The sequence below is a fragment of the Caldichromatium japonicum genome, assembly GCF_011290485.1.
GTDB lineage: Bacteria > Pseudomonadota > Gammaproteobacteria > Chromatiales > Chromatiaceae > Thermochromatium > Thermochromatium japonicum.
Window position 1 is genome coordinate 1,899,536 of sequence record NZ_CP048029.1, and the last position, 24,462, is coordinate 1,923,997.

The 24,462-nt window shown below is 61.9% G+C and carries 19 protein-coding genes; 8 read left to right on the forward strand and 11 right to left on the reverse strand.

Annotation, left to right across the window (positions count from 1 at the left end; genetic code table 11):
- Nucleotides 1–23 precede the first annotated feature (23 nt).
- From GWK36_RS09325 to GWK36_RS09335, 3 genes are read left to right on the forward strand one after another with little or no spacing between them, the layout of a single operon-like run.
- Nucleotides 24–1,823, forward strand: a complete 1,800-nt coding sequence (locus GWK36_RS09325) for a putative bifunctional diguanylate cyclase/phosphodiesterase (protein WP_246237510.1) — start codon at nucleotides 24–26, stop codon at nucleotides 1,821–1,823.
- Between the two features lie 44 nt (nucleotides 1,824–1,867).
- Nucleotides 1,868–2,578, forward strand: a complete 711-nt coding sequence (locus GWK36_RS09330; RefSeq protein ID WP_166270910.1) for a 4'-phosphopantetheinyl transferase family protein — start codon at nucleotides 1,868–1,870, stop codon at nucleotides 2,576–2,578.
- Nucleotides 2,579–2,634: 56 nt separating this feature from the next.
- Nucleotides 2,635–3,444: an undecaprenyl-diphosphate phosphatase gene (locus GWK36_RS09335; protein WP_166270911.1), complete on the forward strand. Its 810-nt coding sequence runs from the start codon at nucleotides 2,635–2,637 to the stop codon at nucleotides 3,442–3,444.
- A gap of 15 nt (nucleotides 3,445–3,459) precedes the next feature.
- Here GWK36_RS09335 and GWK36_RS09340 read toward each other — a convergent pair whose 3' ends face one another.
- The 9 genes from GWK36_RS09340 to GWK36_RS09380 form a co-directional block, all read right to left on the reverse strand.
- Nucleotides 3,460–4,776 carry a homoserine dehydrogenase gene (locus GWK36_RS09340; protein ID WP_166270912.1) on the reverse strand — a complete coding sequence of 439 codons (1,317 nt, stop codon included), beginning with the start codon at nucleotides 4,774–4,776 and terminating at the stop codon, nucleotides 3,460–3,462.
- Nucleotides 4,777–4,805: 29 nt separating this feature from the next.
- On the reverse strand, nucleotides 4,806–6,008 hold the full coding sequence (gene alaC, locus GWK36_RS09345; protein WP_166270913.1) for an alanine transaminase: 1,203 nt from the start codon (nucleotides 6,006–6,008) through the stop codon (nucleotides 4,806–4,808).
- A gap of 248 nt (nucleotides 6,009–6,256) precedes the next feature.
- Nucleotides 6,257–8,674, reverse strand: a complete 2,418-nt coding sequence (locus GWK36_RS09350; RefSeq protein ID WP_166270914.1) for a penicillin-binding protein 1A — start codon at nucleotides 8,672–8,674, stop codon at nucleotides 6,257–6,259.
- A 23-nt stretch (nucleotides 8,675–8,697) separates the two neighbouring features.
- The gene (gene folP / locus GWK36_RS09355; protein WP_246237511.1) at nucleotides 8,698–9,516 is read right to left on the reverse strand and encodes a dihydropteroate synthase; all 819 of its coding nucleotides are present in this window, start codon (nucleotides 9,514–9,516) and stop codon (nucleotides 8,698–8,700) included.
- A gap of 138 nt (nucleotides 9,517–9,654) precedes the next feature.
- Nucleotides 9,655–11,175, reverse strand: a complete 1,521-nt coding sequence (locus GWK36_RS09360) for a glycogen synthase (protein WP_166270915.1) — start codon at nucleotides 11,173–11,175, stop codon at nucleotides 9,655–9,657.
- Between the two features lie 35 nt (nucleotides 11,176–11,210).
- Nucleotides 11,211–12,011: a hypothetical protein gene (locus tag GWK36_RS09365; protein ID WP_166270916.1), complete on the reverse strand. Its 801-nt coding sequence runs from the start codon at nucleotides 12,009–12,011 to the stop codon at nucleotides 11,211–11,213.
- Nucleotides 12,012–12,024: 13 nt separating this feature from the next.
- Nucleotides 12,025–13,227, reverse strand: coding sequence for a polysaccharide deacetylase family protein (locus tag GWK36_RS09370; protein WP_166270917.1), 1,203 nt, complete (start codon nucleotides 13,225–13,227; stop codon nucleotides 12,025–12,027).
- Between the two features lie 8 nt (nucleotides 13,228–13,235).
- Nucleotides 13,236–15,353 (reverse strand): glycogen debranching protein GlgX, encoded by a 2,118-nt coding sequence (gene glgX, locus GWK36_RS09375; protein ID WP_166270918.1) that lies wholly within the window; start codon nucleotides 15,351–15,353, stop codon nucleotides 13,236–13,238.
- 177 nt (nucleotides 15,354–15,530) lie between these two features.
- The gene (locus tag GWK36_RS09380) at nucleotides 15,531–16,673 is read right to left on the reverse strand and encodes an MFS transporter (protein WP_166270919.1); all 1,143 of its coding nucleotides are present in this window, start codon (nucleotides 16,671–16,673) and stop codon (nucleotides 15,531–15,533) included.
- Nucleotides 16,674–17,434: 761 nt separating this feature from the next.
- Here GWK36_RS09380 and GWK36_RS09385 point away from each other — a divergent pair.
- The gene (locus GWK36_RS09385) at nucleotides 17,435–18,379 is read left to right on the forward strand and encodes a LysR substrate-binding domain-containing protein (protein ID WP_166270920.1); all 945 of its coding nucleotides are present in this window, start codon (nucleotides 17,435–17,437) and stop codon (nucleotides 18,377–18,379) included.
- A 61-nt stretch (nucleotides 18,380–18,440) separates the two neighbouring features.
- Here the strand turns inward: GWK36_RS09385 and GWK36_RS09390 are convergent, their stop codons facing one another.
- Entirely contained in the window at nucleotides 18,441–19,220 is a 780-nt protein-coding gene (locus GWK36_RS09390) for a TatD family hydrolase (RefSeq protein WP_166270921.1), read from the reverse strand.
- A gap of 7 nt (nucleotides 19,221–19,227) precedes the next feature.
- On the reverse strand, nucleotides 19,228–19,773 hold the full coding sequence (locus GWK36_RS09395; protein WP_166270922.1) for a DUF2058 domain-containing protein: 546 nt from the start codon (nucleotides 19,771–19,773) through the stop codon (nucleotides 19,228–19,230).
- A 164-nt stretch (nucleotides 19,774–19,937) separates the two neighbouring features.
- Here GWK36_RS09395 and GWK36_RS09400 point away from each other — a divergent pair, with 164 nt between their 5' ends.
- From GWK36_RS09400 to GWK36_RS09415, 4 genes are all read left to right on the forward strand, one after another.
- Nucleotides 19,938–20,456, forward strand: a complete 519-nt coding sequence (locus tag GWK36_RS09400) for an OmpH/Skp family outer membrane protein (protein WP_166270923.1) — start codon at nucleotides 19,938–19,940, stop codon at nucleotides 20,454–20,456.
- Between the two features lie 149 nt (nucleotides 20,457–20,605).
- Complete coding sequence (locus tag GWK36_RS09405) at nucleotides 20,606–20,842, forward strand: HP1242/YdcH family protein (protein WP_166270924.1); 237 nt, start codon at nucleotides 20,606–20,608, stop codon at nucleotides 20,840–20,842.
- Nucleotides 20,843–20,889: 47 nt separating this feature from the next.
- On the forward strand, nucleotides 20,890–21,522 hold the full coding sequence (locus GWK36_RS09410) for an MBL fold metallo-hydrolase (RefSeq protein ID WP_166272593.1): 633 nt from the start codon (nucleotides 20,890–20,892) through the stop codon (nucleotides 21,520–21,522).
- 74 nt (nucleotides 21,523–21,596) lie between these two features.
- Complete coding sequence (locus tag GWK36_RS09415; RefSeq protein WP_166270925.1) at nucleotides 21,597–24,446, forward strand: DUF349 domain-containing protein; 2,850 nt, start codon at nucleotides 21,597–21,599, stop codon at nucleotides 24,444–24,446.
- Nucleotides 24,447–24,462: the final 16 nt, after the last annotated feature.

The following is a 24,462-nucleotide window of genomic DNA, read 5'->3' on the forward strand; positions in this document are numbered from 1 at the left end:
TTACCTTCGATGTCCTGCGAGAGGTGATCGGACGCCTTCCTGCCTGCTGTTCGCTGTCCGAACTTCTGGGGATCGTCTCGCATGCCGCACAGCTCCTCTTGCCCTCGCTTCGTTTGGCCGTCTTGTTGCGTCAGCCCGATGCCGCCCTGGAGATCGTCTATTGCAACCCGCCAACAGACGAACCGATGCTGCGCGTTCAGGTCGAACGGCTCATCGATCAGGGCCAAATCGCCCAAGCCCTCACCCACGGGTTCTCCTGGAGCCAGACTCCAACTGCAGGCCAGTGGTTATTGTCGCAGATCGCAACCCAGCGGCGCATTCATGGCCTGATCCTCTGGAGTGTGCCTGGACTCGTCCCGCCCTGGCAGCAGATCCTGGGTACACTCGCCGATCTGACGGCATTGGGTTTGGAATGGCTAATGGGTGATGCCCAGGCCATGCGGGTGCCACCTAGGGTACATCTGCCGCTGATCCCAGCCTTCGATGGTGCCATCCCCGCCGCCGATCAACTCACGGGTTTGGCCCATCGCGTCTATTTCCTGCGTTTCCTCCAGCAGGCGATCCTCAGCTCAGCCCCGCCGTGCTCGGCGGCGATCCTTTTGCTCGACATCGACGGCTTTCAGCGGGTCAATCAAGAACTCGGCTATGAGGCCGGCGACTGCCTGCTGTGCGAACTGGCCCTACCCCTGAATGGCGCACTGCGCTCGCAGCGAGTCCAGGCCCAGCTCAGGGTCATGGAACATAATATCTATTTTGCCCGCACCGGTGCCGATGAGTTTGGGATCGCCATCGCAGGGCTAACCCTAACCGAACGTCTTGAGGAGCTGGCAGCTTATCTACACAGCCACATCGCCGAGGGCTTTTTGTATCAGGGTAGCCGGATTCATCTGTCTATCAGCATCGGGATCGCAGCCACCGTCGGCGCGGGTGAGACGACCCATGCCCATACCCTATTGGGTCAGGCCGATACTTCCCTCAAGCGGGCCAAACAGTTGGGGCGCGATCGCTATGCGCTTTATGAGCCGGGCCGCGAGGAGACGGCAACAGCCCACCTGCGTGCCGAATCACTCTTGCAAGAGGCCCTGCGCCAAGACCTCTTTAGCCTCGTTTTCCAGCCGCAGTTCGACCTCAGCACCGATCGATTGGCCGGAGCCGAGGTCCTCTTGCGCCTGGCGCTTGGCGACACAGGGGCAATCCCACCGTCCTCTTTCATCCCTGTGGCCGAGAGCACGGGTCAGATCATCGAGATCAGCCAATGGATGATCCGGCGCGTCTGCCGCCAGCTTTGCGCCTGGGATGCGCTGGGGGTCGCTGCATTTCCTCTATCGGTCAAGATCTCGGCGGTTGAGCTCAGCCAGCCTCAGCTGACCGAGCAGATCCTCGCTATCCTCGGGGCGGAAGGGATCGCACCGCATCGCCTGCATCTCGAGATCACCGAGACGGCCATCGCGCAGCAAGAATCCCAGGTGCTGGCCAATCTCAAGGCACTGCGCACCGCCGGATTTGCTATCTGGATCGATGATTTCGGGATCAGTTATTCATCGCTCAAATCGATCAAACGCTATCCGGCCCACGGCATCAACCTCGATCGCGAGTTCATCCAAGACCTGGAGCGCGATTTGGCCACGCGGGTGATCACCCGCTCGATCCTGGAATTGGCGACAGCACTCGGCTATCCAGTGGTAGCCGAGGGGATCGAGGACGTCGGTCAATACGGATTACTGCGCGACTGGGGCTGTCCCATCGGTCAGGGGTATCTCCTGGGGCGCCCGATCGATGCCCTGGAGTTTCAACAGTGCTATCTCACCCCTGCGGCGAAGTAAAAGGGGCAGCCCTGGCTTGATTTGAGGCGATGAACCCGGACCGCTTGCCCCCCGCCGTCATCTGGCAAGCCCCGCCGGGCTATCTGGCATTGCCAGTAGGCGCGCTGCATCTGTGGCGCATCTCGCTCAGTGGAGCCGACCTTGAACCTGATGCCTACTGGCCATTGCTGAATGCCGAGCAAAGGTCGCGTACTCAGGCGCTGCGCGACCCCAGGCTGCGCGCCCGCTATGCCCGAGGGCGCGCCGGGCTCAATCTCATCCTCGCACGCTATCTGCAACGGCCACCCGCTCAGATCGAGACCCAGCGCACCCCCAACGGCAAGCCAAAGCTCTGCGGCGCAGATGCCTGGTTGAGATTCAGCTTTACCCATAGCGATGGTATCGCCTTGGTGGCCCTGAGTTGCGGCCCGCAGGCAGAGCTTGGGGTCGATTGTGAACGCATCCGTCCCCGCCCCCACCTCTTGGCGATCGCAAGGCGGCTGTTTGACCCCGAAACCTGTGCCGAGCTGGAATCAGCACCCCCAAACGAACGTCTAGAGCGTTTTTATTGGGCCTGGACAGCGCTTGAGGCCAGGGTCAAATGGGATGGGCGCGGGCTGTTTGCCCCCCCGCTACCGCAGATGCCCCCTCCCCAGATAGTGCATGTCGTCCCTGCCGCCGGTTATTGTGCGGCCATTGCCCGGTCGCGACTGCCGCCGCTTGCGGATTGGTCGGTCTTCGCGCTCGATAGACTTGATCCATCTGCCCATGCCTAGTTAGGGTAGGCCTTATCTCTCCTATCAGCGACAGACTGTCAACCGAGAACCCCGAAGTGGATAACATCCAGATCCTTTCCCTAGCTTTTATCCAGGGTTTCACCGAGTTCCTGCCAATCTCGAGTTCGGCCCATCTGATCCTGACCCCATTGATCTTTGGCGAGGAGCTCCAGGACCTAGCCTTCGATGTCGCGGTCCATCTGGGGACCCTGGCCGCTGTACTCATGTATTTCCGATGCGAGCTCGCCCAGATGCTCGGCGCCATGCTGGGCGCGGTGCACCGCCGGCGCCTGGAAGATTCAAACGCCCGCCTAGCTTGGATGATCGTATTCGCCACCCTGCCGGTGTTGATCCTAGGGTGGCCGTTGAAGGGTCTGTTGGAATGGTTGCGGGGTAATCCGGCCCTGATCACCGCCGTCATCGGCTGGACGACCATCGGCTTTGGGCTGCTCTTAGGCTGGGCGGACTGGCAGGGGCGGCGGGCGCGCGGCGAGTATCGACTCAAGGGCAGCGAGGCGATCCTGATCGGTCTCTTTCAGGCGCTCGCCATCATCCCGGGGGTATCGCGCTCGGGGATCACCATGACCATCGGCTTATTCATGGGGCTCACGCGAGAGGGGGCCTCGCGTTTTTCGTTTCTGCTTGCGATCCCGACTATCCTGATGGCCGGCGCGATCGAGACCCTCGACCTGATCCAAGATGCCAAGCCGGTCGATTGGAGCGCCTTGGCCCTGGGGGCGATCGTCTCCTATCTGGTCGCCTATCTCACCATCCAGTTTTTCTTGGGGCTGATCGGGCGCATCGGGATGTGGCCCTTCGTGGTTTATCGTCTGCTGCTTGGCGCAGTGATCCTTGTGTTGATCTAGCACCGGGGCCGCTGCTCAACCGGAGAGCGACTCCATGCGGATGCGTTTGACCCGCCCCTGGACGGTGTCCAGGGCCTCGATGCGGGCGATGGCCCGGTTCATCTGTCCTTCGATCACCCGGTGAGTGAGCATGACCAGGGTGACATGGGTCTCACCTGCGGCAGGGGCTCGTTGTTCGATGGCCTCGATGCTGACCCCTTCCTCGCCCAGGATGGTCGCGATACGTCCCATCACCCCCAGACGGTCGAGGGCAGTCAGACGCAGATAATAGGAGGTCTGGATCGCATCCATCGGCAGGATGGGGATGTCTACGAGTTCATCGGGCTGGAAGGCCAGATGCGGCACCCGGTGATTGGGATCGGTGGTGAGCGCCCGTACTACATCGATGAGATCCGCAACCACGGAGGAGGCGGTCGGCAGGGCGCCGGCCCCAGCACCATAAAAGAGAGTCGGCCCCACCGCATCGCCCTTGACCAGGATGGCATTCATCACCCCATCGACATTGGCGAGTAACCGCCGCTCGGGGAGCAGGGTCGGATGGACCCGTAGCTCGATCCCCCCTGCCGAGCGGCGGGCGATCCCCAGATGCTTGATGCGATAGCCAAGCTCGGCGGCATTGGCGATATCCTCGGGGTCGATACGGGAGATCCCTTCGGTGAAACAGTGTTCGAACTGCAAGGGGATGCCGAAAGCGAGTGAGGCCAGGATGGTGAGCTTATGCGCGGCATCGATCCCTTCGATGTCTAAGGTCGGGTCGACCTCGGCATAGCCACGCGCCTGGGCATCGGCGAGCGCTGCGGCAAAGTCGCACCCGTGATCGCGCATCTGGGTGAGGATGAAATTGCCGGTGCCATTGATGATGCCGGCGATCCATTCGATATGATTAGCGGCCAAGCCCTCGCGCAGCGCCTTGATGATGGGGATGCCGCCGGCGACCGCTGCCTCAAAGCCGACCATGACCCCTCGGCGGCGCGCTGCGCCGAAGATCTCATTGCCGCGCTTGGCAATCAGCGCCTTGTTGGCCGTGACCACGTGTTTGCCGGTCTCGATCGCCCGCATCACGAGTTCAAAGGCCGGCGACTCGCCGCCGATAAGCTCGACGATAACCTGGATGCTCGGATCTTCGACCACAGCGAAGAGATCGGTGCCGATCTGCCCGATCTGATTGAGCCCCTCGATCCGTTCGGGGCGATAGTCGCGCGCGGCGGCGCGCGCGATCTCGATCCCACGTCCTGCCCGACGGGCGATCTCGCGGGCATTGCGCGTCAAGACTGTCACTGTCCCCCCACCGACGGTTCCTAAACCCAGAATGCCGATACTGACCGCTTCCACGTCCACCACCTCCTCGTCGCTTGTCCGTTTTAAACGCCCACACGCGCATCGCGCCGGAACATTTCTTTGATCCCGCGGATCGCCTGGCGGGTGCGATGTTCGTTCTCAATGAGCCCGAAGCGCACATGGGTATCGCCATATTCTCCAAACCCAATCCCAGGGGCCACTGCAACCTTGGCCTCGCGTAAGAGCTTTTTGGAAAACTCGAGCGATCCCAGGGCGCGATAGGGCTCGGGGATCGGCGCCCAGACGAACATGGTCGCCTTGGGCGGTTCGACCGGCCAGCCGGCAGCATTGAGCCCGGCGCACAGCACATCGCGTCGGCTCTGATACATATTGCTGATCTCGCGCACACAGTCCTGCGACCCTTCCAAAGCGGTGATGGCCGCCACCTGGATCGGGGTGAAGGTGCCATAGTCGAGATAGGATTTGATCCGCGCCAGGGCCGCAACCAGGGTCCGGTTGCCGCACATAAAGCCTACCCGCCAGCCAGGCATGTTATAGCTCTTAGAGAGCGTAAAGAACTCGACGGCGATGTCCTTGGCGCCTGGGATCTGAAGGATGGAAGGGGGTTTGTAGCCATCAAAGGCGATGTCTACATAGGCGAGGTCGTGGACCACCCAGATCCCGTATTCCTGGGCGATGTCGATCACTTGTTGAAAAAAATCGAGCTCCACGCACTGGGTGGTCGGGTTGCCCGGGAAATTGATCACCAGCATCTTGGGCTTGGGCCATGTCTCCTGGATCGCCCTTCTGAGCTCATCGAAGAAATCGACATCTGGGGTCAGGCGCACATGGCGCACATCGGCACCGGCGATGATGAAGCCATAAGGATGGATCGGATAGGCCGGATTAGGGACCAAGACCGTATCGCCTGGGCTTACCGTGGCCAAGGCCAAATGCGCCAACCCCTCCTTGGAACCGATGGTGACGATGGCCTCCGTCTCGGGGTCGAGATGGACGTCGAAACGGTCGCGGTACCAGTTACAGATCGCGCGGCGCAGCCGCGGAATCCCGCGCGACATGGAATAACGGTGGGTATCTGGGCGCTGGGCAGCCTCGATGAGTTTGTCGACGATATGCCTGGGGGTCCCCTGGTCGGGGTTCCCCATGCCAAAGTCGATGATGTCCTCGCCCCGGGCGCGCGCCTCGGCCTTCAATTCATTGACGATATTGAAGACATAGGGCGGTAACCGCTTGATGCGGTGAAACTCTGACTCGGGGGCGGCCACGGTAAAACCTCATCTGGATGACAAACGGATGAAAAGATTGAGTTTAACCTTGCCCAGGGCGGAAATCATCCCACCTGCGCGCGGGCCCTGCGCCGATCCTGGCACCATACTCGTAGAGTACGCAATGGGCACCCTACTGCCTGACCCTCATTCCAGCGTAAGCCGCAACGGAATCCAAAAACCTTGGGGGGATGCGGAAGGCCGGGGCTGCGCCTGAATCAGTTCCGATGCGTATCCTACACCCGGGGTCAGGGGTTGAGGGGTAGATCGCTGAACTCCTCCTGAATCCATTCGACCCGCCGCGGCTCACGGTGCCCACCGCCGACCTGGACCTGGATGAGCCCGGGCGGTGGCTCCAAGGTCGCGATCGGTCTGTCTTTGAGCGCCTGTTCCATGAAATCGACCCACATCCCGAGCGCTGCCTTCCCCCCTTCTTCACCGCGCCCGAGCTTGCCGAAGTCATCGAAGCCCATCCAGGCCACCGCCACCAGCTCGGCTTGATAGCCGGCAAACCAGGAGTCGCGGATATCGTTGGTGGTCCCCGTCTTGCCGACGATGTCCGGACGATTGAGACGCTTGGCGCCCGTGCCCGTCCCGCGCTCGACGACCTCGCGCAGGAGCGAGGTCATCTGATAGGCGATGCGCGGGTCGATTACCTGCTCGGCAGGACGGAAGGGTTGCAGCGGGCGGGTGCTGGCGGCCTCGCTGGTCCGATACCAGCAATCGTTGCAGGCACGCGCCGGGCGGGCTTGAAAGATCACCTGCCCGGCACTGTCTTCGATCCGCTCGATGAAATAGGGGATGACATGAAAGCCACCGTTGGCAAAGACCGCATAGCCCTCAGCCAGCTTGACGGGCGAGAGCTCGCCCGTACCGAGCACCAGGGACAGGCCCGGCGGCAGGGCACGTTCATCGAACCCAAAGCGCCGGACATAGGCGCGCGCCGTCTCTAGGCCCACGGCTTGCAAAAGGTTGATGCTGGCCAGGTTGCGCGAGAGCGCCAGGGCGCGGCGCAGGCTGATGGGACCGAGCTCCTTGCCGTCGGCATTCTGCGGGCTCCAGCCCTTGTATCCCTTGTAGGAGAGTGCCTCATCGCGCACGAGGCTCGCCGGGGTATAACCGCGGTCGAGGGCAGCGGCATAGACGAACGGCTTAAAGCTTGAACCCGGTTGGCGGCGCATCTCGACCGCACGATTGAACTTTGAATCACCGAAGGCATAGCCCCCCGCCAGGGCGCGGATCGCCCCATCGCGCGGATCAAGCGCAATCAGGGCCCCCTCAACCGCCGGCAGCGGCGCCAGGACCCATTCGCCCTTGGGCCCCTGTTTGAACCGCACCAGATCTCCAACCGCCAGGGCATCGGCGCTGCGGCGTTTAGGCCCCTGCCAGCGTTCGGTATGGCGTTGATTGCGAGCCCAGTCGATCGAGCGCTGGGCCAGGTTGACCCGTTGCCCCCGCCCCAGATAGACCTCGACGCTATTGGCCGAGACCCGGGTAATCAAGCCCGGGGTCAGTCCAGGGATGGCAACCACCTCATCCAGATACGCATCGAGTTGGCCAGCTGCAACGCCAGCGATATTGAATCTGTCCTCCGGACCACGGTAGCCGTGGCGTTCGTCATAGCGATGGAGGGCCGAGCGCAGGGCACCTTGCGCCGCCTGTTGCAGGCGTGAATCGATGGTCGTCCAGACGCGGTAGCCCCGCCCCAGCGCCTGTTCGCCGTAAAAACGGGCGATCTCGGCGCGGACCATCTCGGCGATATGACCTGCCTCGAGCTCGAGCTGCGGCCAATGGGCGCTGGCCGTGTTCGGGGCGACGATCGCCTGGGCATACTGGCCCTGATCGATATAACCCAGCTCGAGCATGCGCCTGAGCACATAGTCGCGCCGTTCCAGGGCGCGGGCGGGATTGACGATGGGGTTGATCGTCGAGGGGGCCTTGGGGATGGCAGCGAGCATGGCCGTCTCGTCCAGCGTCAGTTGCTCCAGGGTCTTGCCGTAATAGAGCGCGGCTGCGGCCGAGATGCCATAGACCCGATGGCCGAAAAAGATCCGGTTGAGATAGAGCTCCAGGATCTCTTCCTTGCTGAGGGTCTCTTCCACATGCAGCGTGAGGATCAGCTCGGCCAGCTTGCGCCTAAAGGTCTTTTCCGGGGTCAGCCAGAGGTTACGGGTCAGTTGCATGCTGATGGTCGAGCCGCCCTGGGTCTTTTCGCCGGTGAGCACCAGCTCGCGCAGGGCACGCACAAGGCCCTGGGTGTCGATCCCCCGATGTTCAAAAAAACGGCTGTCCTCGGCGGCCAGAAATGCCTGGATGACTCGCGGCGGGACCTGGCGCAATGCGACCGGTTGGCGACGTTCGATCCCGAACTCGCCGATCAAGAGTCCATCGAGGCTATAGACGCGCAGCGGCTGCTTGAGCTCGAGCGAGCGCAGGTCTTGGACATCGGGCAGATCGGCAAGCAGGGTCGCGGCAAGGATACTCACGCCGACCAATCCAAGACCCAGGAGTTGCAATGGCGGCCCTAGCGCCGAGCCGATGAGATAGAAAAACCAGCGGCTCGCCGAGTGCCAAGGCGATGACCCTTGACTACGACGGATAGTGCGGGAAGACCGCCAGAAATCGCCCTTAGGCAACTGGCCCTCAGATCGCTCGGGGAAGGACATCGGAACGCGCTGCACCACACCGCTCAAGTGGATCGACCTGTCATCCCCCAAGCGCACGCCTGGGCGATGGCCCAGGCGACGGCGAGCGCCTGGCGGTTGGCGGCGACATCATGGACGCGGATCACGGCCACCCCCTGCATCACCGCGAGGGCCGTGGTCGCGCAGGTGCCGATGACGCGTTCATCCGGATGGGCCTGGTTGCAAAGCTCGCCGAGGAAACGCTTGCGGCTGGTCCCGAGCACCACGGGAAAGCCCAACTCGACCAGACGGTCGAGCTGGGCGAGCAACAGCAGATTGTGTTCGGTCGTCTTGCCAAAGCCGATCCCTGGGTCGATGAGGATCTTGGCAGGATCGACACCCACTGCCAGCGCCGCCTCGATGCGCTGGCCGAGATGCCCGCGCACCTCCTCGACGACGTCTGCATAGTGGGGGGCAAGCTGCATGGTCTGCGGCGTCCCTTGGCGATGCATGAGGATGATCGGCACCTTGCGCTCGGCGGCCAGGGGCAACATCGCCGGGTCATCGAGCGCCCCCGAGGTGTCATTGATCCAGTCGGCGCCTGCAGCCAATGCCGCCTGCGCCACCCTTGCCGAGGTGGTATCGATGCTGATCTGGACCTCGGGGGGAATACGCTCGCGCAATGCCTGAATCACCGCGATGACACGACGCTTCTGCTCATCTGGCGGCACCGGCAAGGAGCCGGGACGGGTCGATTCACCGCCGATGTCGAGGATGGCCGCGCCCTCCGCCACAAGCCTTAGACCATGGGCAACGGCTGCCTCGGGGTCCAGATAACGCCCGCCGTCTGAAAAGCTATCCGGCGTGACATTGAGGATGCCCATCAGACGCGGCGGTTGGCAAGGGGCAGAAGATGCATCGGGATGACTGAGAGATGAGGACCTCACACCCGCAGGGACATCAGAGGCCATCATTGCCTACTTGGATCATGGGCGCGCTGCTGCCTGGAACTGGCGCTTGGTTTAAGAGGTGCCCTGAGTCTGACGCGCGTATTGATAGAGTTCAAGATACTGCCGCGCTGGACGCTCCCAGGACCAATCCATCCGCATCCCATGGCACTTTAACTGGTCGAACGCCTGGGGATGCTCACGCCATAGCCACAGCGCCCGCCCCAGGGCATCCTCCAAGGCGTCAGGGGTCGGCTCGTCGAACAGATAGCCAGTGCGCGCCTCCAGCGGGGCGATCGAATCGTTCGCGTCCTGGATGGTATCGGCCAGTCCGCCGACCCGCCGTGCGATCGGGACCGTGCCATAGCGCATGGCGATGAGCTGGGTCAGACCGCAGGGCTCATAGAGGCTGGGAATGAGGATCAGATCGGCGCCGGCATAGATCAGATGGGCGAGCTGCTCATCATAGCCCAGCACCAGCCGGGCATGGGGAGAGTCGGCATATTGCGCACGCAGCGACTCGAAGCGCGCCGCGATCTGGGGATCGAGCGCCGCGCCCAAGAGCACGACCTGGGCATCGTTCTGTAGGGCATATTGGATCCCATGCAGGATCAGCTCGACGCCCTTTTGCCAGTCCAGGCGGCTGACCACAGCCACAACCGGGCGCCTGGGGTCAGCGGCCAGACCGAGCCGTCGGCATAGTGCCTGGCGGTTGTCCTCCTTGCGCGCCCGGGTCTCGAGGTCGAAATGGACCGGGATCCAGGGGTCACCTGCCGGGTCCCAGACCCTGGTATCGATCCCGTTGACAATCCCCGCGAACTTGAATGCATGACGCTGCAGCCAATCCTGTAGCCCCATCCCCTGCTCGGTATGGATGACCTCCCAGGCATAGCGCGGCGAGACGGTATTGACCGCATCGGCGGCGGCGATTCCCCCCTGCATCAGATTGATCAGCTCGGACTCGGAGTGATCGACAAACCAATGGCCGAGGCGCTCGGGAAGCGAGCGCAGGCCGACCCAGTTCAAGAGATCCGCCGGAAACCGTCCCTGGTAGCCGATATTGTGCAGGGTATAACAGACGGGGATGGGCAAGATGCCCGCGGTGCTCGCGTTGGTCCCCAGGTGAGCGCCGACAGCCCGCCGGTCTTCCTTTAACAACACGGGCACGAGTCCGCTTTGCCAATCATGACAATGCAGGATATCTGGGCGTGCCCCCTCGTCCAGGGCGTGCACATAAGCGCTCACCGCGCAGGCGAAGAAGGCGAAACGCTCGGCATCGTCCGGTTCGCCATAGATCCGTCCGCGAGCAAACAAGGGGTAGGCTGGCTCTGGGGCAAGCAAACGGCATCTATAGCCATCCAGCGGCACATCGAGCACCTGCACAGCGATCGACCGCCCACCGCAATGGACCGCGAACGGGCGGTCTTGCGGCTGGGGCAAGGGATCGGTCAGATGCAGACAGTCATAGGCGGGCAAGATGACCTCGACGCGATGGCCCAGATAACCCAGGGCGCGCGCTAACCCAGCGACCGCATCGCCCAAGCCCCCTGCCTTGGCCAAGGGCGCGCATTCGCTGCTGACCATGAGGATATGCATCGCTTCTACCTGTTGCGCGCAATCCAGGCGAGCGCTTACTGCCAGCCGCCGGGTGGCGGATGACGCGCCAGGATCTGACCGATGAGCTCGGGGTCATCGAGCCGGATACTGAACTGGAAACGCCCACCGGGTCCAAGCCGGTAGCGATGGCCGAAGAGATTGATCTCGGTCTCGGGCGGCCCCCAGCCGCGGATACACAGCTCGGCCTCGATAACTGGGCCAGGGGTGGCAAGCCGAACCGACCCATAGCCGGTGATAGGCACCCTGCCCTGGCCGGGCGCCGCCGGTTGAACGCGCGGGCGATCCTGAGCGGGCACAGGCTGCGCCGCTTCCGCTTCCATAGGATCCCGGCCCGACATCGGCTCCGGCGCAGGGGGGATGACAGGGGAAGCCAGTGGTTCAAGCCTTGGGGGCGGCGGGCCTAACCCCTCCAGACCGATCGACTGGGCATGCAGAAGGCGGTTGGAGCGGACCAGCGCCAGCCAGCCGCCCTGGGGATTGATGAGTCCCAGTTCCGCCTGAAAGGGCCCGGGCGCATCACCGACGGCAAAGGCGAGCTCACCTGCGCCGCCGAATCGCATCAGGCTCAGGTCCCGTTCGGCACAGAGATCCGCAGGGCCATCGGCATGGAGATGCCATAGCCGCAAGACGGCTGTCAGCGGCCCATCGGCGGCGGGGAAATAGGGCCGATAGTGCATCAGCAGATCGCCAGACAGACGCCAATGGACCCGTAGTTCACCGCTTGCCCCTGGATACAGCCGCAGGGGGCGCGACTGCGGGGCAAGGGGGAAGGGCCGGGGACTCAATGAGATATTATAAGGAGCGGGGTCTGACATCGACGCCAAGCGTTTAGCTGGCCTTGTCCGAGGAACATCCGTCCAGTCTGGATGCGGCCTCGGCAAGCGCCTGTCCTGCCGCCCGGGTGCGCGCTTGGAGATAGGGGAGCCAGGCCTCGCCCCAATACAAAAAACAGCTCGTCTGCGCCTCGAGGATCTGCCGGCGGGCATAGGTCAGGGACTGTCCCGTCTCGTGATCGGTGACTGGACACAGACGCCGCAATGACCAGTAGCGCTCGCTGAGGTGATGGATCTCGGCGAGCACCTGCCGCTGATGGTCCGAGCCAACCCAATGTAAAAAGTTGTCGTACCCCGAGGCATGTGCACTCCAGGTGCCGGTTTGGACGTGGGCAGGTGCGATGGGTCGGCAGCAATCGAGATAATCGCTCAACAGGATGGGCTGGACGGGTATCTCGCCGCTGCGGCATTGCTCCAGATAGGGCGCCCAAAAATGGCCAAAAAACCCGGATGGTTCATGGGTTTGTCTGAACCAGGCGCCATTCTCTCCATCCGACCAGGTGACAAAGAGCCGGTCTTCGTCGGGGCGCGGCGAGACGGCGACGCGCCAGCTGAGCTCATCGCGCAGCCAATGCGGATTGCATCCATGCCCCTGGGCATTGGAGAGGTCGCGGTCGCGGGGGATGATCGTCAGGCACAGGCCCTCATGACAGGCGCGGTAGGGCCTGAGGGTATCGTTGAGCCCATCGGCGGGGCGCACGTGCACGCTATCGACAAGCGCATACTCGTAGCCAGCACGGGTGAGCAGCGGGATCATCTCCATCGAGAAGGCAAGCTCGGGTGGCCAGAAGCCGCGCGGTGCCCGTCCAAAGACCTGCTCGATGATGGTCCGCCCAAGCGTAATCTGTTCAGACCAGTCGGCATGCGGGATCAGGGGGATGATCGGATGGTAATAGCCGGTCCCCAAGATCTCGATGTTGGTTGCGGTGCGGTAGCGTTCGAGCATGGCCGGGATGTCAACGCAGCCGCGATAATGATCCACGATCCCAGGATCAAGGAGTTGTTCGAGCAAGACACCCGAAAAGCTCACATGCAACCGCGCCACATCGCGGTACTGCTCGGCATAACGCACCGCCCGCTCATAACAGCGCAGGATCTGTTCGGCCTCCCAAGGGTTGGCCTCGTGCAATAGGTGCAGATTGCCTGGTGGCTGGTGCATATGCAGGCCGATGGCATGGAAGATCCGTTCCGTCGTCATGGTGTCGGCTAACTGGGGTCGATCGCGGATAGGGACACAGTGGGTTGGCGGTGCCAGCCCTCGAGCACCAGGATGCTGCGGGCGCGTACCAATTGGCAATCATCCACGACCGGAGATTGATCCTCGGGGGGATAGATATCCGTGGGTGGGGCCCGCCCGGTATCGAGGGCAAGATACCAACGCGCCGGAGCGATCTCGGGGATCGCGAAACAGAGCGCGTGCTCGCTCATATTGAGCATGACATGTAAAAAGGGCTCGTCTGCTTCGACCGGTGCGAGGGTAAAGGCCAAAAACTGGGCACTGGGATCGGACCAGGGCGGGCTATGCAATTGCAGGCCATGCCAGACGATATCGGGGAGATGACCCTCGGTCTGCGGGCGTCCAGACAGAAAATGACGCCGACGCAGGCTGCGGTGGCGCTTGCGCAAGGCGATCAGCTCGCGGGTGAAACGCAGCATAGCGGCATTGCGTTCGACCAGTGACCAATCAAACCAGCCGATGTCATTGTCCTGACACCAGGCATTGTTATTGCCCCCTTGGGTACGTAGGACCTCGTCGCCCGCTAGGAGCAGCGGGACACCCTGGCTCAGGAACAACAGGGTCAGCAGGTTCTTGGCCTGACGGCGCCGCAAGGCGAGGATCTCGGGGTCTTGGGTCTCGCCCTCGACCCCACAGTTCCAACTGAGGTTGTCGTCCATGCCATCGCGATTGCCCTCGTGGTTGGCCAGGTTGTGCTTGCGGTTATAAGAGACTAGGTCCCAGAGGGTAAAGCCATCGTGACAGGTGACAAAATTGATGCTGTTGATTGGCTGACGAAGATTGGCCTCGTAGAGGTCGCTGCTACCCGCCAGCCGGGTTGCCACCTCTGGGACTAGGCCGCGTTCGCCGCGCACAAAACGCCGGATACTGTCGCGATAGCGCCCGTTCCATTCCATCCAGCGCTGGCCCGGGAAACTGCCGACCTGATACAGCCCTGCGGCATCCCAGGCCTCAGCGATGACCTTGGTCTCGGCAAGTATCTCTGAGAGCTCGATCGCCCAGATCAGCGGTGGATTGACCAAGGGATAGCCGTGGCTGTCGCGGGTCAGGGCACTGGCAAGATCGAAGCGGAACCCATCGACGTGCATCTCGCGCACCCAATAGGCGAGCGCATCCAAGAGGAGATGGGTCACCACGGGATGATTGGCGTTGAACGTATTGCCGCAGCCAGTGAAATCCAGATAAATCGCCTTGTCGCGCGCATCAAGGCAATAGAAGATCTCGTTGCCAAACCCCTTGAAACTGAGTATCGGCCCGCCGGCCCCACCCTCGCAGGTGTGATTAAAGACCACATCCAGGATGACCCCGATGCCGGCGCGATGTAGGGCCTTGACAAGATCCCGAAACTCACGTCGATGGGTTCCCTGTTCAGGGGTGACGCAATAACCGGGGTGAGGCGAAAAGAAACCCAGGGGGCTATAGCCCCAAAAATTATGCAGACCTGCATCCCAGAGCCCATCGGGTACATCCTGTTCGTCGAAGACCATCACCGGCATCAACTCGACATGGGTGATCCCAAGGCGCTGGAGATAGGGGATCTTGTCGATCAGGCCGAGAAAGGTTCCAGGGTGTCTGACCCCGGAGCTTGGGTGCCGGGTGAAACCGCCGACATGGAGTTCATAGATGATCATCTCCTCGCTGGGGATATCCAGCGGGCGATCCCCTTCCCAATCATATTCATCGGCGAGCACAAGGGCACGCGGCGCATCATGGGGTCTGATCCCCTCGCGCAGCCGCCGCCGGCGATCCCAAAGACCAAGGTTGACCGCGCGCGCCCAGGGATCGAGGAGCTCGGCGCGCGGATCGAAACGCCAGCCGTGCCCATGGGGGTCATCGGGCCCCTCCAGGCACCAGGTGTAATGGGTGCCAGGCGGCAGGTCCTCGACCAGAACATGCCAGAAGGAAAAGGTCCGGTTAATGCGCGGATCGAGGCGGATGACCTGAAAGGGCGCGGGACTCTGGACATCGGCGTAGAGCAACAGTGCAGCCCCAGTTGCATAGCGGCTATAGATCGAAAAATTGACGCCCCGGTCCTCGACCGTGGCACCCGGCGGATAGCGACGTCCGGGCAAGACAGGATAGGCCATACTTGGGATCTAGATACTTGGGATCTAGAAGGGCAGGCGCTCATGACCACCCTGCTGACCGACGCAAGGGCGCGGCGACCAGGGGCGGCGCCGGATGACATGGGAATACATCATAGCATGCCCATCGGCAAACTCCCCTTCTCCGGCAGGCCAAGGGCGACAAGGGTGCGGGGCCGTTCACTCCCGATCTAGGACGCCATCCATCCACCGCCAGGCGACGAACCAGCCTATACCGGCGATGCACGCGGCAAATCCAAAGGCGCTGGCCGGACCCAAGGCAGACCACAGCCAGCCACCTGCCAGGCTCCCTGCTGCGCCACCGGCGCCAAAGCTCAGACTGTTATACAGCGCCTGACCGCGCCCTTGCGTCCGGTCGGGAAAGAGACGGTTGACCAGATGGATGGCTGACACATGAAAGGTGCCGAAGGTCGCGGCGTGGAGCCATTGAGCCAGAAATAGCACCCAGAGAGAGCGACTGCCGAGACCGATAGCCAACCAGCGGATCGCAGCGATGGCTAGGCTCCACAATAGGACCATACGTGCCCCCCATCGCGCCAACAGACTGGGCATAACCAGAAAGATCAAGACCTCGGCAATCACCCCCAACGCCCAGAGCCAACCAATGGCCACGCTCGCATAGCCCTCTGTTTCCAGATACAGCGAATAAAAGGCGTAATAGATGCCGTGGCTCAGCTGCATGAGGAAGCAGGCGCTCAAAAAGGCCATCACCCCTGGTCGGCGCAGGGCTTTGGACAATGACGCTCCCGTCTCTTGTCCAGGTGCAGGCGGGCTGTCCGGTACCATCAAGGTACTGACACAGATCCCAACCATCAGCACCAGGCCCCACAGCGGTACCTGCGAGAGTGGCCCCTGCTCCAAGGCCAGACCCAAACCGGTCACCGCCAGGATGAACCCGACCGATCCCCAGAGCCGTACCAAGGCATAATGGGCTGGGCGCTTACCGAGATGGTTGAAGGTGATGGCCTCCATCTGCGGCAGGGTGGCATTCCAAAAGAAGCCAAAGATCAACAGCCCCCAGGCCATACCCCAAAAGCCATCCAGCCAATAGAGCGTGGCGAAACCAGCGACGGATAATAGGGCGCCAAGACGCACGACCAACAGCCGCTGCCCTGTCTGATCGGCAATCTGACCCCAGAGCAATGGGGACAGGATCTTGCTCCCGGTGAGGATCGCCATGAGCACGCCGATTGCCTGTGCCTCAAGTCCGAGCGAGTGCAAATAAGGGCCCCAATAAGGCAGGAGTGCACCCAGCGAGGCGAAATAGAAGAAGTAATAACCGGACAGGCGCCAATAGGGCATGATGGGTCTCTGCAGAGAAAAAGGGGATCTCAGGAGGAACACACGATAGCTCAAAAGTCTCTTTCAGCTTGCGGCACCTAGGGAGACAGGGCCTAGCGTCCAGCGGACACTCTACGCCCATTGCGTCATGCCTAGCCGCTCGGGTCGCTCCGGTGCAAACCGGCATCCATATATGGACCGGCAAGAGCTTGAACCAAAGGCAGCGGGTTAGAGGTTGATGGCGCATTGGTCAAATGGATCAAGACCCACCGCCTTTATACCCCCGCTAGAACATCTGAGAGGCCCGGTGTTGGGCCTGGCATCCGGGGCAGGGCGAATCGCTGTGCCCCTGTATCACGCTCTGGTTGCGCCTAACCCTGCGGCTCTGGGCGCGCATTTCGTCCGTCTCTGCACCGCCGTTCCCCATGATTGGTATCGCAACAATCCCATCGCCAGTGTCTTTTACAGCCACCTGGCCGCCTTGAGAGTCGGCATCCTCGCTGAGAACTCACCCATCAGAGGCAATGCAACCTGACGGCCAGACAGGAAAGATCGCCTGGATCTTTAGAATTCAAGGTGATCGAGGGTAAGGCCCTGGTGCAACTCAAAGGCAGAGACGATGCCGCCAAGCATCGGGCGCCTGGGGTATAGGTGATCAGGGCCGGGATCGAATTTTCACGCACCCAGGGCCAGATCCTGGGCTGGGTGGCTGAGCAGTAGACCGCATCGTCGCCTACTGCCACACCGCGCGCAGCCGGCTCGATTTCGGCTATCATGGGCACGTGAACCTACGAGACCTGAAATATATCCTGGCGGTGGCCGAGACGCGCCATTTCGGGCGCGCCGCTGAGCGCTGTTTCGTCAGTCAGCCGACCTTGAGCGGTCAGATCAAAAAGCTCGAGGACGAGCTTGGGGTAGTGATTTTCGAGCGCACCAATCGCTCGGTGGAGATCACCCCCGTCGGCGCTGCGATCCTCGCCCATGCACGACTTGCCCTCGAACAGGCCGAGGCCATCGAGCAGGTCGCGCGCGCCCATCAGGACCCCTTTACCGGCCCTCTTAGGATCGGGGCGATTCCGACCCTAAGCCCCTATCTGATGCCGCTGATCCTAGTGCCGCTCAAGCAGACCTATCCCAAGCTCAAGCTGGTGCTATCTGAGGAGATCACAGAGCTATTGCTCGGACGCCTGACGCGCCACGAGATCGATGCTGCCTTGCTGGCCACGTCGGTCGATGACCATGACCTTGAATGCTGGCCTCTGTTCGATGAGCCTTTTTGGTTGGCCCATCCAGTCAATCACCGCCTGGCCCAACGCCCCGAGATCAGAGCCCGCGATCTGGAGGAGATCGACCTTTTGCTCTTGGCCGACGGCCATTGCCTGGCCCAGCAGGTGATGGAGCTCTGTCACCTCAACGAGCGTCCCCAGCGCGGCGAGATGGCGGATCTACGCGCCTCAAGCCTGGAGACCTTACTGCAATTGGTGCGCGCTGGTTTTGGCTGCACCCTGCTCCCGGCGCTGGCGGTACGCGAGGGGAGAAATGATGAGGGGCTCGTCACCCGTCCTCTGACCCATCTACCCACTGCCTATCGGCGGGTCTCCTTGGTCTTGCGCAAGAGCTTTCCCCGCCGTCAGACGCTTGTCGCCCTCGCCGAGCTGATCCGCTATCACCTACCGCCGAGCGTCAGGCCGCTGCCCCCCACCGAGGAATCGACTCAGGCCATCTAGAGACTGTTTCGAACGATCCCCCCACTGGGATGCCTTGCCTTGGCAAAGGTCGGCGAACCCCTCAATTGAGCCTCAAGACCGCACATGCATTGGCCGTGGTCTGGGCAGCGGCGGTATCCGGCGCGAGCTCGCGCAGTTCGGCGAGCGCCGCCAGGACCTCAGGCAGATATTCCGGGCTGTTGCGCTCGCCACGATGCGAGGCGACGGTGAGGTCCGGGGCGTCGGTCTCGAGCACGATCGCCGCAAGCGGCAATTCCAGCGCCAGACGCCTGAGCCGACTCGAGCGCGCAAAGGTCAGCATCCCGCCGAAGCCGAGCCTAAACCCGAGATCGAGATACCGCCTGCCTTGTTCGAGGCTGCCGTTGAAGGCATGCACGATCCCCCCTGCCGGCACGGGCTCATAGCGCAGACTGGTAAGGACCTCTTCATGCGCCTTGCGTACATGAAGGATGACCGGAAGCCCCGCAGCGCGCGCGATCGCCAATTGGCGCTTGAAGAACCAGATCTGCCGGTCGAGATCCAGCCCATCGACGTAGCGGTCCAGACCGATCTCTCCGATCGCGACCAGGCGATGTGCCGCAAGCAATGACTCCAGATATCCGAGATCCGCCGCCCGATGTCCGTCCAGATAGAACGGATGCAGCCCAAGCGCCGGGTAGAGACGCGGCCCCTCGGTAGGGGCTGCGGCACAACAGGCAAGCAATGCCTCCCAGCTTGCTGCCGCAATTCCCGGGATCACCAGGGCGCCGACGCTCGCCGCCCGGGTGCGCGCAAGGACCTCGGCGCGATCAGGGTCAAACTCGGAGACATCGAGATGACAATGGGTGTCGATGAGTTCCACGCAGGTCTCACCACATCAGATCGTCCGGGACCAGATAGGCGGCATAGGGATCATCGGGGTCGGGCGCCGCTGAGCCTTGGTCGCGATTGAAAACCAAAATCAAACCCGGGTCGCGCGCCAGAAGGCGCTCGGCGATCTCTACCGGTACCAGCTCATAGAAGGTATCCTGACGCACGATCGCCAATTGGCCGGCAACCAATTTGGCCTGCTGTTCCTTGTTGACATAGAGGCGTTTAAGCAGATCGCCATCACGGAAGTGATAGGCGATATCGGCATTGGCCCGCACGATGCGGTGCGTATGGATGAGCTGACGGATCTCGTGCTCTGCGGCACGGCGGGCCGCGGCCTCTTGCCGCTGGCGATTGAGCTCGCGGTCGCGTGCCACCTTTTCGGCATAGACCCGTTGTGCCGCTGCGCGCGCATCGCGCCCATCGTCCGCGGACCCCGGTTTGCCCTGTTTGCGTTCTTTGCGTTTGACCGCGCGCGTCTCTTTCAAACGCTGTTCGCTGACCAGACCCGCCTTAAGGAGCTGTTCTTGTAATGAATTAGCCATGACATGTCCCCGGGAAGATCATACAGGCATCTTAATTCGATCGATCAGACAGCAGGCACTCGCCCCCAAGGTTTCATCGGCGGTGAGACGGCGGTTACAATCCAGCCCTAGAGCCTTTGTCGATAGGCCCGCTTCCGATCCTCTATCCAAGTTGGAGTATATCCATGTCTCGTGTCTTTCCGTCCCTTGCACTCACCCTCGTCATCTTGGGATGCAGCATCCAGGTGCTGGCTGCCGATGCCATCGGGATCGTCGATATGCAGAAGGTCTTGGAGGAAAGCAAGCTGGGACAGCGGCTGCAAAAACAATTGCGCGATGAGTTTGAGCCACGCACCAAGGATTTCGCCGCCGAGGAACGCGAGATCGCCCAGATGCAGCAGGCACTGAACAAAGACAGGCCATTGATGAGCAAGGAACAGATCGCCAAGCGCGAACAGGAGATCAAGGACCGCATCGAGGCCTATCAAAAAAAGATCATGCCCATCCAGCAAGAGCTGATGAAGGCCCAACAAGAAAAGGGACGCGAGATCCTGGAACCGGCACGCGATGTACTCAAAACCGTCGCTAAAAACAAAAAGCTAGGGATGGTACTTGAGCGCAGCACTGCGGGTTTGCTCTATGTCGATGACACCGTCGATATCACCGCTGAGGTCATCAAACAGCTCGATGCCAAGACCAAGTGACGCCTACCCACTATGGCAGGGAAGGCAGCAAAGTATTTCAGCCCTGCGACACTTGGATATACTTTCGATGTCTAGCCATGCGATCGCAGCCGCCCGCATGCGGAGCAGGTTAGATCTGTTCCACGTTAATGCCGATGGAGTCAAGATCCATGCTTGGCGAATCACATGATCTGCTGCATGAGTTTCCTGATCTTCAGGACCGGATCAGCGCCCTGCGCACGAGCAATCCGGAGTTTGCTCAGCTTATGGATGAATATGACAGCATTGATGCCCGGGTGCGCACCATCGAGGAGCTCGGGACGCCTGTCGCTGATGAGACCATCGAGGAGATGAAAAAACAACGGCTCCATCTGAAGGATCGGCTCTACGCCATGCTCCGCGCTTGAACCCAGCTCTCCATCTCGCTTGATTTTACTTCAGCAGACGAATGACCTTGGAAGTCGAGATCCTGCCCGTCACCACTTTCGAGCAAAACTGCACGCTCTTGTGGTGCGTGCAGACACGCCGCGCCGCCATCATCGATCCAGGCGGTGAAGCCGAGCGGATCGCGGCGCTCATCGAACATTTGGGACTTGAACCCGAGCGGATCTTGTTAACCCACGGTCATCTCGATCATGTCGGGGCAAGCGCTGAGTTGGCTCAGCGTTACGCGATCCCCATCCAGGGACCACATGCCGAGGATGGCTTTCTTTTACAGGCGCTGCCCGAGCAGGCGCGCTTGTTTGGCTTTCCGCCGCAGGTGGCCTTAACCCCCGATCGCTGGCTGCAATCTGGGGAGCGGATCGCGGTGGGGGCGGAACAGATTGAGGTCATTCATTGCCCTGGCCACACACCGGGTCACCTGGTTTTCTATCACCTCCCTTCCAGGCTGGCCATGGTTGGCGATGTCATATTTCGCGGTTCGATCGGTCGGACTGATCTTGCAGGCGGCGACCACCGTCGGCTCATCGATTCGATCCGCAATCGTCTCTTTCCATTGGGTGACGATGTACGTTTCATCCCCGGTCATGGCCCAGTCTCGACGCTCGGCGAGGAGCGGCGTTTTAACCCCTTTGTCCGTGATTAAACGATCCCCAGCCAGGTGTCGGGGGCGGGTACCCGGATGGACCGGTCGGCTTAGGTATCTCTTGGAGAGACCAGATGTTATTCCAGCGATTGCTCAAAGGGCGCAAATCGCCCGCCGAGGTGACAGGCTCACAGGTTGCTGCCCCTTCCTCGCCCACAAAACCAGCGCCATCTCCAGGGCATCTGATCGAACAGGCGCTGCATGACCACGACCCGGCGCGCCGACTTGCGGCCATCGCCCAGCTCAACGAGCTGGAAATACTTGTCAGGCTGGGGGGTAAGGACAGCCCGCCCGAGGTGCGCACTGCAGCCGTGGCGCGTCTGCTCGACTGCCTCTGCCAACCTCATTCTGACCTGCCGGGGAATTGGCACGAGTTATTGGGCCAGATCCAGGAGGGGTCTCAGCTTGCCCGCCTGGCCCATTCGGCTCATGACCCCAGGGTGCGGCGCGCGGCGATCGAATGCATCACAGATCCAGAGACCCTGGCCACCTGCGCCATCCAAGATGCCTCCCCAGCCAACCGTTGGGCAGCGCTTGAACGCATCGAGGACCAGTCTGTGCTGGAGAAAGTGGTGCGTGGCATCGGCAAAAGGGACAAGCGCGTCTATCGCCTGGCGCGCGAGAAGCTGCGCCTGATCGCCGAGCGTGCCGAGCGCCCGCGCCTCGTGCGCCAACGCTGTGAGGAGCTGTGTGCCCAGGCCGAACGCCTTGGCCGACTCGGTCAATGGAACCAGGACCGTGCCCTGCTCGACTATCTCGACCGGCAATGGGCCATGATCCAAGATGAGGCCGAGCCCGAATGGCGAGAGCGCTTTGACCATGAACGGGCGCGTTTTCTCGAGGCCTATGCCGCCCATCTCAATGCTCAGAGCACAGCGGCAGTGCTTGCGCCTATTGCCGACAAGACCGAGACAACGCCTGCAGCTAATTCGGACCAGTCCACCACCGCGACACATCCCGCTGCCAACGAGGGGCATGGTGATCCAGAATCTGCTACCCAGTCACAAACAGCAACCGAGGGCCCTCAACTGCCAGCCAAGCAGGGGGACCAACCCATCCCTGGTATCGAGACGCTCATCCGGCTGACGGCCCAGGCCGAACGGCTTTTATATGCCTCCAAGCCGCTCGATCACAAACAGGTCCAGCGTCTGCTTGAGCGCGGGCGCGCCCGTATCGGGCAATGGCCAGACACTGAGCAGGCACATACCTTTCAGCGTTACGCGGAGCGTCTAGAGGGGCGTTTACGTACCCAGCGCAGGCATGCCGAGCAGCGGCTGCGTCAGTTCTCGGATCGGCTCGCCGAGCTGGAGGATCACCTGCAAGACGGTGAGCTCAAAAAGGCCGACCCGCTTTTCCAGAGCCTCACTGCGGCCCTGGAGCTGATACGCATAAGCGGTATTGACGCTGCATCCATCGCCGAATTTGAACAGCGTCTGCGCCTCTTGGCCCCCCGTTTGCGGGAGCTGCAAAACTGGCGGCGCTGGGGGGGGGATCAACACCGCGAAAACCTGTGCACCGAGATGGAGGCGCTCATCGACCAGGAGATCCCGCTAGAGGTACTCACCGAGCGGTTGCATCGATTACAGATGGATTGGAAGCGGATCGACCGCACAGGTGCCCCAGTCAACCAAGCGCTGTGGGAGCGCTTTCATGCGGCCTCGGAGCGCGTCTATGCCCGCTGCCGCCCCTTTATGGAGGCCCAGGCCGAGGAACGCGAGGCCAATCGCCTTGCCCGCGAGCAGATCTGTGAGCGGATCGAAGACTTTTTGGCCAAGGTCGATTGGGAGCGGGTCGATTGGAAAAAGACGCTGCAAGCCGAACGCGAACTCCGTCAGGCATGGGCAGCCATCGGCCCTACCGAAGGGCGCATACGTCGGGCGCTGGAGCGCCGTTTCTATCAATCGCTGCGCCTTCTCGATCGTCATCTCGATGCCGAGCGCGAACGCAACCAGGTGGAGAAGCGTGAACTCATCGCCCGCGTCCAGGCGCTCATCGAACATCCGGATCTCGAAGAGGCCATCGCCCAAACCAAGGCCCTGCAACGCCAATGGCAGACCACGGTCCCAGGCCGGCAGCGGGATGAAAACCGTTTATGGCATGCGTTTCGGTCTGCTTGTGATGCCGTCTTTGCCCGGCGCACGGCACAGCAGCAGGTCCAGGCACAGGAACAGGCCAGGCAGCTCGCGCTCCTGGACTCGATCTGCGCCGAGGCCGAACAGATCGCGGCGACAGAACAGGATTGCAAAAGATTGGCCGCGGCCCAGCGCGAGCTCAATACCCGCTGGTACGAGGCCACCGAATCTCTGACCCTAGCGCGCCCAGCATCAGCTGCGATCCATCGGCGCTGGAACGCCTGCCGCCAAGCGCTCGAGCGGCAACGCCAAACCTTGGAACAGCGCCAACGTCAAACAGAGCTAGAACAGTTTGCCAAGCGAGCTGCCCTCTGCGAGCGGATCGAACAGGCGGCGCTAAAGGGAGAAGAGACCGCACTCGATACGCAGAATTTGCGTCAGGAATGGGCAGAATTGCCAACACTTCAGGAGGCACGTTTGGCAAACGCCCTGGCTGCACGTTTTGAGCGGGCCCTAGCGGCGCTTGCAGATGAGACGGCACGCAGCGAGCTCTGTCGGGCGGCAGCGGGAAATGCGCCAAGGCGCGCCGAACTCTGTCTCCAGCTTGAGATTGCAGCGGGAGTCGAAACACCGCCCGAATTGGCTGACCAACGGTTGAGATTGCAGGTCGCGCGTCTTGCCGAGCGTCTGGGTGAGCGTGAGTCAGGGTTGCAGCCGCGCGGTCTGGATCTGCTCGTCGACTGGTATCTGCTTGGGCCTGCGCCGCAAGACCAGGGACTTGAGCAACGCTTTGAGCGGGCTAAGGCGGCGCTGCTTGCCGAGCACCCCACGGTAACGGACCGGAGCGGTTAGGGGATGTCGGCTGGAT